The following is an 11,372-nucleotide window of genomic DNA, read 5'->3' on the forward strand; positions in this document are numbered from 1 at the left end:
GTCGATCTGGCAGTAGCGCGCCAGTTCCGAGCGCGGGACCTCGCGCCGGGCGAGGAAGAAGCGCAGCCGCATGTCGGCGGGCGTCGCCTGGGCGTAGAAGGCCTGCAGCCGCTCGCCATCCTCCGGCCGGATCGGCCGCACGCGCAGCGGCCGGCCTTCGAGCATCCAGCGCTCCTCCAGTTCGGCCGGATACGGGCGCAGCGCGAGCCGGCTGCCCTCGCCCGCGGCGGGCTGCCGCACGCGGATGCGCGCATCGAGCGCCACCACGCCGTCGGCATCGGCCAGCAGCGGGTTGATGTCCAGTTCGGCCAGCTCCGGCAGGTCGCAGGCGAGCTGCGACACGCGCAGCAGCGCGTCCACCAGCGCGGGCTCGCGGATCCCTTTCTGCCCGCGATAGCCCCCGAGCAGCGCACCGATGCGCGTGCGCGCGACCAGCTCGCGCGCCAGCTTCGCATTGAGCGGCGGCAGGTCCACCGCGCGATCCTTGTGGAGTTCCACCGCGGTGCCGCCGGCGCCGAACAGCAGCACGGGGCCGAAGATCGCGTCGTTCGCGATGCCGAGGATCAGCTCGTGGCCCTGGGGCCGCCGCAACATCGCCTGGACGCTGAAGCCCAGCACCTGCGCCTGCGGATGCGTGCGCGCCACCGTCTCCAGCATGCGCTGCGCCGCGGCGCGCACTTCCGCGGCCGATCCGAGGTCCAGGGCGACGCCGCCCACGTCCGACTTGTGCAGGATCTGCGGCGACACGATCTTGAGCGCCACCGGATAGCCGATCTCGTCGGCCGCCCGCACCGCTTCCTCCGCGTCGCGCACCTTCTGCGTGCGCACGGTGGCGATGCCGTAGGCCTGCAGCACCTTCTTGGCCTGCACTTCGTCCAGCCACTCGCGCCCGTCGGCCAGCGCCTCGCGCAGCAGGGACTGCGCCGCGGCCCGGTCCACCTGCAGCTCGGGCAGTTGCGCGGGCGGCAATTCCAGCAGCGACTCCTGGTTGCGGTGGTACTGCACCAGCTGCATCCAGGCGGCCACGGCGTGTTCGGGCGTCGCGTAGGTGGACAGGCCCGCCAGCGCGAAGGCTTCGCGCGCCGGCCGCACCGTGGTGCCGCCCAGCCAGCAGCTCAGGACCGGCTTGCCGGCCTCGCGCAGCAGCGGCACGCAGGCGGCCGCGACGTCCGCGGCCGGCACGATGGCCGTCGGCGCGTGCATGAACAGCAGGCCGTCGACCTCCGGCGCCGCCAGCAGCACCTGCAAGGCCTCGGTGTAGCGCTGCACCGGCGCGTCGCCGATCAGGTCCACCGGATTCGCATGCGACCAGGTGGCAGGCAGCACGGCATCGAGCTTGGCCAGCGTGTCGGCGGAAAAGTCCGCCAGCCGGCCTTGCGCGAGGGCGAGCGCGTCCGCCGCCAGCACGCCGGCGCCGCCGCCGTTGGTGACGATGGCCAGCCGCTCGCCGCGCCAGGGCCGCGGGCGCGCCAGCGTCTCGGCGGCGTCGAACAGGCCTTCCAGGGTCTCGACGCGCAGCATGCCGGCGCGCCGCACGGCCGCGTCGAACACGGTGTCGGAGCCCGCGAGCGCCCCGGTGTGCGAGGCGGCGGCGCGGGCGCCTTCGGGCGCGCGGCCCGCCTTCACCACGATCACCGGCTTGTTGCGCGCCGCCGCCCGCGCGGCCGACATGAACTTGCGCGCGTGCTGCACCGACTCCGCGTACATCAGCACGGCGCGGGTGCCGCCGTCGCTCGCCAGGTAGTCCAGCACGTCGCCGAAGTCGACGTCCGCGCTGTCGCCGAGCGAGATGAAATGCGAGAAGCCGATCCGCTGCGCGTGGGCCCAATCGAGCATCGCGGTGGCCAGGGCGCCGGACTGCGAGACGAAGGCGATCGGCCCGGGCGCCACCGTGCCCGGGGCGAAACTGGCGTTCAGGTGCAGTCCCGGCACCAGCGCGCCGAGGCAGTTGGGTCCGAGGATGCGCAGTACGTGGGGCCGGGCCGCGTCCAGCATCTGCTGCTCGTAGGTGGGCCCGTCGGGCGTGGCGCGTCCCTTCAGGCCGGCCGTCAGCACGATCGCGGCGCGCGTTCCCTTGCGCGCGAAGTCCTCCACCAGCTGCGGCACCGTGGCGGCCGGCGTGCAGAGGATGGCGAGGTCGGGCGCCGCAGGCAGCTCCTGCACCGACGCGAACACCGGCACGCCGTCGACCTCGCCGGCGTGCCGGTTCACTGCCCACACCGGTCCCGGGAAGCCCGCGTCGCGCAGGTTGTGCAGCACCAGGGTCCCCAGGTTCCGCCCGCGGGTGGAGACGCCCGCGACGGCGACGGAATGGGGGGCGAACAAGGCATCGAGATGACGGACGGACATGGAATAAGTGGCATCCGGATGGCGCGGTGGCGCCCTTGCGGCGAGGTTAGGCCGCGGCGCGCGCCATCCCTTGCGCCAGATCAAGACGCCCGCCGGCCCGCTGCCCAGAATGCCCTCGAGATCCCGTCCCGCAGCCCTTGCCATGCCCGTCGTCGTCGCCTCGCCCCTCACGCAGAAGCTTGCGGCCAAGCTGCGCCAGCGCGCGGCCGAACTGCGCGCACTGCTGCAGCAGCACGCGGGCGCCGCCGTCGGCGCCACGGACAATCCGCCCGAGGTGCTGGACTTCAAGGATGTCGCCGCCGAGGACCGGCAGGCCATCATCGACGAGGCCACGCTCGCCAACGCCACGGCGGAACTGCACCAGATCGTGGCCGCCCTGCGGCGCGTGGACGACGGCAGCTACGGCGAATGCCTGGACTGCGGCGAGCCGATCGACGAGCGCCGCCTGCTGGCCCTGCCCGCCACGCCCTTCTGCACCCCCTGCCAGGCGATCCACGAGCGCCCGGCGATGCCGCGGCGCTGATCCCACTTACTCCTGGAAGACGAAGGTACCGGGCGCCGGCACCACCTTGCCGTGGAAGCGCACGTCCGGCACCGCGCGGGCCGGCACGTTGCCGCTGCCATGCCGGTGCAGCCACTCGTTCCAGCAGGTCCACCAGGAGCCGCGTTCCTGCTGCGCGGCGTCGTACCAGGCCTGCGGATCGGCCGGGGCTTCGTCCACCGGGTGCTCGGCCCAGCGGTAGCTGGCCTTGGGATTGGCCGCCGGCCCCTCCGGCGGGTTGACCACGCCCACGTTGTGCCCGCCGGCGGTGAGCACGAAGCGCGTCGGCGCGTGGGCGAGCCGCAGCACCTTGAACACCGAGGGCCAGGGCGAGACGTGGTCGCGCTCGGTGCCCAGCACGAACATCGGCACCCGGATCGCGCGCAGGTTGATCGGCACGCCGCGGAAGCGGTACTCGCCGTCGGCCAACTGGTTTTCGAGGTAGAGGCGCCGCAGGTACTCGGAGTGCATGCGCGCCGGCATGCGCGTCGCATCCGCGTTCCAGGCCCGCAGCGCGGTCATGGGCGTCTCGGCGCCCATCAGGTATTCGTGCAGCAGCTTGGACCAGACCAGGTCCTTGGAGTTGATCAACTGGAAGGCGCCCGCCATGCGCCGGCCATCGAGGTAGCCGGATTCCGCCATCAGGTCTTCCAGGAAGGCGACCTGGCTCTCGTCCATGAACAGGCCCAGCTCGCCCGGCTCCTGGAAATCGACCTGGCCGGCGATGATCGTCACGGTCTTGAGCGCATGCACCTTGCGCGCCCCGAGCACGGCGGCGCCCATGGCCAGCAGCGTGCCGCCCAGGCAGTAGCCGGCCGCATGGATGGTGGTGTCGGGGCACAGGCGCTGCACGGCGGCCACGGTGTCGAGCACGCCGAGCTCCAGGTAATCGTCCAGCCCGATCTCGCGGTCGGCCGCGCCGGGGTTGCGCCAGGACGCGATGAACACCGTGTGGCCCTGCCCCACCAGGTACTTCACCAGCGAGTCGTCGGGCGTGAGATCGAGGATGTAGTACTTCATGATCCACGACGGCACGATCAGCACCGGCTCCTTGCGCACCTTGTCCGTGGCCGGCGCGTACTGGATCAGTTCGACCATCGCGTTGCGGTGGACCACCTTGCCGGGCGTGAGGGCCACCGCCTCGCCCGGTCGGAAGGCCTCCACGCCGCGCGGCCTGCCGCCGGCCGCCACCGCGATCGCATCGCGCCACCAGTTGGCGAAGCCGTGCACGAAGTTGACCCCGCACTTGCGCGCGGTCTCGTGCAGCACCTGCGGATTGAGCAGCGGCGAGTTGGAGGGCGACAGCATGTCCAGCCATTGCCGCACCGTGAAGGCCGCCACCTCCTCGTGGTGGCGCGACACGCCGCGCACGCCGGTGCTCGCCTCGCGCCACCATTGCTGCGTGAGCAGGAAGGCCTGCGCGATGGTGCTGAAGGGCGGCAGCTGCCACTCGGCATGGCTGAAGCGCTTGTCGTCGGGCGGCGCCTCCACGCAGTGCGGCGCATCGGGCTGGCAGCTGCTGCGCACCACGTAGTTCAGCCACGCCGCCGTCTTCAGCCAGGCGCTCGCCGCCAGCGCGGTCTGCTTGGAAGGCAGCACGGACAGGTGCGTCAGCCAGTCCACGTGCGCCATCGCCACCGAGGCCGGCGAGATGCCGTTGTTCAGCCGCACCAGGGCGGTCTTCAGCGGGAGGTCCAGCGGGTCGGTGCGCTGGGGAACGGGTCTGTTCGGCGGGGCGGGCATGGTCCGATCGTCCGGCCTCCATGCTGCGCGAAAGTTGCCGCAGGTCAAGGACGCGCTGCCTTACGATGCCGGCATGGAGCCTTCCACCATGCGCGCCATGGCCGTCGACGCGGCGGCACACCGCCTGCGCGAAGTGCGCAAGCCGGTGCCTGCACCCGGCGCGCACGAGGTGCTGGTGCGCGTGCGCGCCTGTGGCGTGTGCCGCACGGACCTGCACGTGATCGACGGCGAACTGCCCCCGCACCGGGCGGAGGTGGTGCCGGGCCACGAGGTGGTGGGCGAGGTCGTGACCTGCGGCGCCGGTGCCACGCGCTTCGCGCCCGGTGTCCGCATCGGCATCCCCTGGCTGGGGCGGGCCTGCGGCCACTGCCCCTACTGCCGCATGCAGCGCGAGAACCTGTGCGACCAGCCGCTCTTCACCGGCTATGACCGCGACGGCGGCTACGCCGAGTACGCCGTGGCCGACGAGCGCTTCTGCTTCGCCCTGCCGGAGCACGTGGACGACCTGCACGCGGCCCCGCTTCTGTGCGCCGGCCTGATCGGCTTTCGCACCTGGCGGCTGGCGGGCGGCACCGCGGCGCGGCGCATCGGCCTGTGGGGCTTCGGCGCCGCGGCCCACATCGTGTGCCAGCTCGCGGTGGGCCAGGGGCAGGAGGTGTTCGCCTTCACGCGGCCGGGCGACGCCGCGGGCCAGGCGTTCGCGCGCAGCCTCGGCGCCGCCTGGGCCGGCAGCAGCGCCGAGCGGCCGCCGCAGGAACTGGACGCGGCGCTCATCTTCGCGCCGGCCGGGCCGCTGGTGCCGGCGGCGCTCGCCACCGTGCGCAAGGGCGGCGTGGTGGTCTGCGGCGGCATCCACATGAGCGACATTCCCGCCTTCCCCTACGCGCTGCTGTGGGGCGAGCGCGAAGTGCGCTCGGTGGCCAATCTCACGCGCGCCGACGGCGAGGACTTCTTCGCCCTGCTGCAACGGGTGCCGGTGCGCACGCACGTGCAGTCCTTCGCACTAGCCGACGCCAATGCGGCGGTGGAGGCCGTGCGGGCCGGACGGCTGGAAGGCGCGGCCGTGCTGGTGCCCTGACGCGAAGTTGCGGCGCGTCAAGGGCGCGCCGCGGAGGCCTGCCACCATTGGCTTCATGGCCCCGGTCCTGCGTGCGCACGCGCTGTCCAAGACCTACGGCAGCGGCGAGTCCGCCGTGCATGCGCTGCGCTCGGTGGATCTCGAGGTCGCGCGCGGCGAGTTCGTCGTGCTGCTCGGCGCCTCGGGCAGCGGCAAGTCCACCCTGCTGAACATCCTGGGCGGGCTCGACATCCCGAGCGCGGGCGAGCTGTTCTTCGAGGAGCACGCGCTGCACGGCGCGAGCGACGACGCCCTCACCACCTACCGGCGCGAGCACGTCGGTTTCGTGTTCCAGTTCTACAACCTGATCCCCAGCCTCACGGTGGCCGAGAACGTGGCCCTGGTCACCGACATCGCCGCCGACCCGATGCCGGTGGACGAGGCGGTGGCGCTGGTGGGCCTGGCGCCGCGCCGCAATCACTTCCCCTCGCAGCTCTCGGGCGGCGAGCAGCAGCGGGTGGCGATCGCCCGCGCCATCGCCAAGCGCCCGCAGCTGCTGCTGTGCGACGAGCCCACCGGCGCGCTCGACTACGCCACCGGCAAGCTGGTGCTGGAGGTGATCGCGCGCATCAACGGCGAGCTGGGCACGACGGCCTTCGTGATCACGCACAACGCCGCCATCGGGGGGATGGCGGACCGCGTGCTGCGCATGGCCGACGGCCGCATCGCGGCCGAGGAGCGGCCGCAGCGCCGGCTCACGCCGGCCGAACTCGCATGGTGAGGCGATGAAGGCCCTGGACCGCAAGGTGCTGCGCGACCTGCGCCTGCTGTGGAGCCAGGCCCTCACCATCGCCCTGGTGGTGGCCAGCGGCATCGGCGGCTTCGTCGCCACGCTGTCGGCCGTCGATTCGCTGGCCGCCGCGCGCGACAGCTTCTACGCCTCCGCCCATTTCGCCGATGCCTTCGCCCTGGTGAAGCGCGCACCCGACGCATTGGCGCAGCGCCTGGCCGAAGTGCCCGGCGTGGTGGACGTGCAGACCACGGTGGAGGCCATGGCCCGCGTCAGCGTGCCGGGCACGATCGATCCCGTCATGGGGCAGCTGATCGGCCTCGACCGGCGCCGGCCCCAGCGCCTGAACCAGGTGCAGCTGCAAAGCGGCCGCTGGCCCGAGGCCGGCAGCCGCAGCGGCGGCGAGCTGGAAACCGTGGTCACCGTCTCCTTCGCGCAGGCGCACCGGCTGAAGCCCGGCAACGCCGTCTCGGCGCTCGTCAACGGCAAGCGGCGCACGCTGCGCATCACCGGCACGGCGCTGTCGCCCGAATACATCTTCGGCGGTGTCATGGGCCTGCCCGACATGCGCGCCTTCGGCGTGTTCTGGGTCGACCACGAGGAGCTGGCCGCGGCCATGGACATGCGCGGCGCCTTCAACCGCGTCGCCCTGAAGCTCGCGCCCTCGGCCTCCGAACCCGCCGTGCTCGACGCCGTGACGCGGCGACTGCGCGGCCTGGGCGGCACCCCGGCCCACGGGCGCGACGAGCAGGGTTCGCACGCCATGCTGGACAACGAGATCCGCGAGCAGCGCGTCATGGGCACCGTGCTGCCGGCGATCTTCCTGGCCGTGGCCGGCTTCCTGCTGCACGTGGTGACGGCGCGGCTGGTGGCGACCCAGCGCGAACAGGTGGCGGCGCTGAAGGCGCTCGGCTACCGCGACGGCGCCATCGCCCTGCACTACCTGAAGCTGGTCGCGCCCATGGTGCTGGGCGGCTATGCGTTGGGCCTGCTGCTGGGACGCTGGATGGGCAGCCTGCTGACGGGCCTGTATGCGGAGCTGTTCCGCTTTCCCAGCTTCACGCACCGGGTGGAAGCGCCGCTGGCCTTCGCCGGCCTGGCGATCGTGGCGCTGACGGCGGTGCTGGGCACGCTGACGGCCATCGCTTCCACCGTGCGGCTCTCGCCGGCGGAGGCGATGCGTCCGCCCGCGCCCGGGCGCTACCGGCGCGCGCTGCTGGAGCGCATCCCGCGCCTGCGGCCCTCGCCCGCGCTGCGCATGATCGTGCGCAACATCGAGCGCCGGCCGCTGCGCTCGGCGCTCACGGTCGGCGGCATCGCCGCCTCGGTGGCGATCGTGATCATGGGCAACTTCTTCCGCGACGCGATCGAGGCGATCGTCGAGACGCAGTTCCAGCACGGCATGCGCGGCGACGTGATCGTGTGGATGAACGAGAACGTGGATGCCGCGGCGGCGCGCGAACTGGCCCGCCTGCCCGGCGTGCTGCAGGTGGAAACCGGCCGGCGGCTGCAGGTGCGCTTCCGCCACGGCCACCGCAGCGACAAGGGGCTGGTCGACGGCCATCCGCCGCAGGCCCTGCTGCAGCGCGTCGTCGACGTGCACCAGCGGCCCGCCGAAGCGCCGCCCGACGGCCTGCTGATGACCGACCGTTTGGCCGAGAAGCTGAACCTGCGGCCCGGCGACACCGTCGAAGTGGAGTTGCGCGAAGGCGGCCGCGAAGTCGTGCCCATGGCGCTGCGCGCCACCGTCAGCGACATGATGGGCCTGAACGCCTTCATCCAGCGCGACGCCCTCAACCGCATGCTGGGCGACGGCGACGTCGCCAACTTCTTCAGCCTGCGGGTGACTGCGGCCGACCTGCCGCGGGTGCTGGAGGCCACGCAGGGCCTGCCCAAGGTGGCCGGCGCCTTCAGCAAGGCGACGATGCTGCGCAACATGGAGGAGATCAGCGCCCGCAACGTGCGCATCATGAGCACCATCCTCACCGTGTTCGCGGCGGTGATCGCCGTCGGCGTGGTCTACAACAACGCGCGCATCGCGCTCGCCGAGCGCAACTGGGAACTGGCCAGCCTGCGCGTGCTGGGCTTCACGCGGGCCGAGGTCTCGCTGCTGCTGCTGGGCGAGCTGGCGATCGGCATCGCGCTGGCCCTGCCGCTGGGCATGGCCATGGGCTGGGGGCTCACGCATGCCATCGTCGACCTGATGCGCACCGACCAGTTCCTGTTTCCGGTGGTGATCCAGCCGCGCACCTACGCCTGGGCGGCGATCTGCGTGGTGGCCGCGGGCGTGGCCAGCGCGCTGGTGGTGCGCCAGCGCATCGACCGCCTCGACATGGTCGCCGCCCTCAAGACCCGGGAGTGAAGCATGCTCCAGAAGAAGACCCTGCTGCTCGCCACCGTCGCCGGCCTGGCCGCGGCGGCCCTGCTCGCCTGGGCGTTCGCGCCCCGGCCGATCGTCGTCGAGACGGCCCCGGTGCTGCTCGGACGCTACGAGCAGGCGATCGAGGAAGACGGCCGCACCCGGCTGAAGGACCGCTACACCGTCTCGGCGCCGGTCGCGGCGCGCGTGCTGCGCATCGCCCTGCGCGAGGGTGACCCCGTGGCGGCCGGCGAGACTGTGGCCGTGCTAATGCCGGTGATGCCGGCGATGGTGGACGAGCGCAGCGCGCGCGAGGCGGCGGCGCGCCACCTGGCCGCAACGGCCAACGTGGCCCGCGCGGCGGCGCGCATCGAGCGCACGCAGGTCGCGGCCGACGAGGCCCAGCTCGAACTGCAACGCACCGGGAAGCTGGCGCGCGAGGGCTTCCTGCCGCCGGCGCAGCTGGACGCCGGCCGGCTCGCGCTGGCCGCGGCGAAGCGCGAGGTCGAGGTGGCGCTGGCCGAGCGCCAGGCCGCGGTGCACGAGCAGGCCCAGGCCGCCGCGGCCCTGCTGCCGGCCAACGCGGGGGCGCGCTCCGGCCAGCCGTTGACGGTGCGCTCGCCCGTCGACGGCGTGGTGCTGCGCATCCCGCAGGCCAGCGAGGGCACCATCGCGGCCGGTGCGCCGCTGCTCGATATCGGCGATCCTGCGCAGATGGAAGTGATCGCCGAACTGCTCACCACCGATGCCGTGCAGGCGCAGCCCGGCGGCGCCGCGGTGGTCGAGCGCTGGGGCGGTCCGCCGATCGCGGCGCGCGTGCGGCGGGTCGAGCCGGCCGCCTTCACCAAGGTCTCGGCGCTCGGCATCGAGGAGCAGCGCGTGAAGGTGGTGGTGGACCTCGATGCGCCGCCCGAAAGCTGGCGCGTCGTGGGCGACGGCTTCCGCGTGACCCTGCGCATCTTCACCCAGCGGGTGGACCAGGCCGTGCTGGTGCCGGTGGGCGCCCTGTTCCCGATCGGCGACGGCGGCATGGGCGTGTTCCGCATCGAGGACGGGCGGGCCCGGCTGCAGCCGCTGGAACTGGGCGGCCGCAACGGCAGCGAAGCATGGGTGCGCAGCGGCCTGAAGCCGGGGCAGCAGGTGATCGTCTACCCGCCGCCGACGGTCAGCGACGGCCACCGGGTGGAGGCGCGGCAGCCATGACACTGCACGAGAGCCGCATGATCGCTCAGGCGCTGGCGCAGCACCTCGGCGCCGAGCTGATCGAGACCCACATCAGCTGGGTGCTGCTCGCGGGCGAGTTCGCGTACAAGCTCAAGAAGCCGCTGCGACTGCCCTTCGTCGACTATTCCACGCCCGAACGGCGGCGCCACTTCTGCGAGGAGGAGGTGCGCCTGAACGCGCGGCTCGCGCCCGGCCTCTACCTGGGCGTGGCCCGCATCACCGGCAGCCCCGAGGCACCTTCCATCGACGGCAGCGGCCCGACCCTGGACCATGCGGTGCGCATGCGGCGCTTCCCGCCGGGGGCCTTGCTGCGCGAACAGGCGGCGCAGGGCACGCTGGATGCGGCGCTGGTGGACCGCCTCGCGGCGCGGCTCGCCGCCTTCCATGCCGCCGCGCCGCGCTGCACGCCGGGGCCGACCGACCTGCGCCAGCGCACGCTGGCCGTCCTGCAGGGCGGCGCCGCGCTGCGGAGCGCGCCGCAGCAGGAAGCGCTGGAGCGCTGGGTGGAGGAAGAGGCCGAGGCGGTGCTGCCGCTGTGGCGTGCGCGTGCCGCCGCGGGCCACGTGCGCGAGGGCCATGGCGACCTGCACCTGGCCAACCTGCTCACGCTCGATGGCGAGGTGCAGGCCTTCGACGCGGTGGAGTTCGATGCGGCCCTGCGCTGCATCGACGTGATCGAGGACATCGCCTTCCCCGTGATGGACCTGGGGGCGCACGGCCTGCCGGCGCTCGCCTGGCGCCTGCTCGATGGCTGGCTGCAGGCGACCGGCGACTACGAGGGCGTGCCGGGCCTGCGCCTGTGCCTGGCCTACCGCGCGCTGGTGCGCGCGCTGGCCTGCCAACTGCGCCAAGCGCACTGCGCCGACGCGCAGCGCTATGCGCGCGAGGCGCTGCGCTGGAGCGCGCCGGCCACGCCGCGGCTGTGGATCACCTGCGGCCTGCCCGGCTCGGGCAAGACCTTCCAGTCGCAGGACTTGCTGGAGCGCGAGGGCGCGATCCGCATCCGCTCGGATGTCGAACGCAAGCGGCTGCACGGGCTCGGCGCCCTGGCGCGCTCGCGTGAGCACGGCATCGATCTCTACACGCCCGAGGCCACGCGCCGCACCTACGCGCGCCTGTTCACGCTGGCCGGCACGCTGCTGCAGGCCGGCTGGCCGGTGGTGCTGGACGCGGCCTTCCTGCGCCGCGCCGAACGCGAGGAAGCGCGCGCGCTCGCCCGCACCTGGGACGTGCCGTTCTCGGTCTTGGCCTGCGAGGCGCCGCTGGAGGTGCTGCGCGAACGCCTGCGCCAGCGCAGCGGCGATGCGTC

The 11,372-nt window shown here is 73.1% G+C and carries 8 protein-coding genes; 6 read left to right on the forward strand and 2 right to left on the reverse strand.

The window, feature by feature from the left end:
* Positions 1–2,349, reverse strand: a 2,349-nt coding sequence (locus tag VFM98_RS14250) for an acetate--CoA ligase family protein (protein ID WP_325110575.1), incomplete at its 3' end; no start/stop codon positions are given.
* A gap of 142 nt (positions 2,350–2,491) precedes the next feature.
* Here VFM98_RS14250 and VFM98_RS14255 point away from each other — a divergent pair.
* Positions 2,492–2,872 carry a TraR/DksA family transcriptional regulator gene (locus tag VFM98_RS14255; RefSeq protein ID WP_325110576.1) on the forward strand — a complete coding sequence of 127 codons (381 nt, stop codon included), beginning with the start codon at positions 2,492–2,494 and terminating at the stop codon, positions 2,870–2,872.
* A gap of 6 nt (positions 2,873–2,878) precedes the next feature.
* Here the strand turns inward: VFM98_RS14255 and VFM98_RS14260 are convergent, their stop codons facing one another.
* Positions 2,879–4,633 (reverse strand): PHA/PHB synthase family protein, encoded by a 1,755-nt coding sequence (locus VFM98_RS14260; protein WP_325110577.1) that lies wholly within the window; start codon positions 4,631–4,633, stop codon positions 2,879–2,881.
* Between the two features lie 88 nt (positions 4,634–4,721).
* On the opposite strand from VFM98_RS14260, the gene VFM98_RS14265 reads away from it, so the two are divergent.
* From VFM98_RS14265 to VFM98_RS14285, 5 genes are all read left to right on the forward strand, one after another.
* Positions 4,722–5,711: a zinc-dependent alcohol dehydrogenase family protein gene (locus VFM98_RS14265; RefSeq protein ID WP_325110582.1), complete on the forward strand. Its 990-nt coding sequence runs from the start codon at positions 4,722–4,724 to the stop codon at positions 5,709–5,711.
* A 55-nt stretch (positions 5,712–5,766) separates the two neighbouring features.
* Positions 5,767–6,471, forward strand: coding sequence for an ABC transporter ATP-binding protein (locus tag VFM98_RS14270; protein ID WP_325110578.1), 705 nt, complete (start codon positions 5,767–5,769; stop codon positions 6,469–6,471).
* A gap of 4 nt (positions 6,472–6,475) precedes the next feature.
* Positions 6,476–8,842, forward strand: a complete 2,367-nt coding sequence (locus VFM98_RS14275; RefSeq protein ID WP_325110579.1) for an ABC transporter permease — start codon at positions 6,476–6,478, stop codon at positions 8,840–8,842.
* Positions 8,843–8,845: 3 nt separating this feature from the next.
* A complete protein-coding gene (locus tag VFM98_RS14280) occupies positions 8,846–10,042 on the forward strand; it encodes an efflux RND transporter periplasmic adaptor subunit (protein WP_325110580.1) in 1,197 nt (398 codons plus the stop codon).
* A partial coding sequence (locus VFM98_RS14285; RefSeq protein ID WP_325110581.1) for an AAA family ATPase occupies positions 10,039–11,372 on the forward strand: 1,334 nt, incomplete at its 3' end. The genes VFM98_RS14280 and VFM98_RS14285, both read left to right, overlap by 4 nt.

This window comes from Ramlibacter sp., from assembly GCF_035706265.1.
Taxonomy (GTDB): domain Bacteria; phylum Pseudomonadota; class Gammaproteobacteria; order Burkholderiales; family Burkholderiaceae_C; genus Ramlibacter.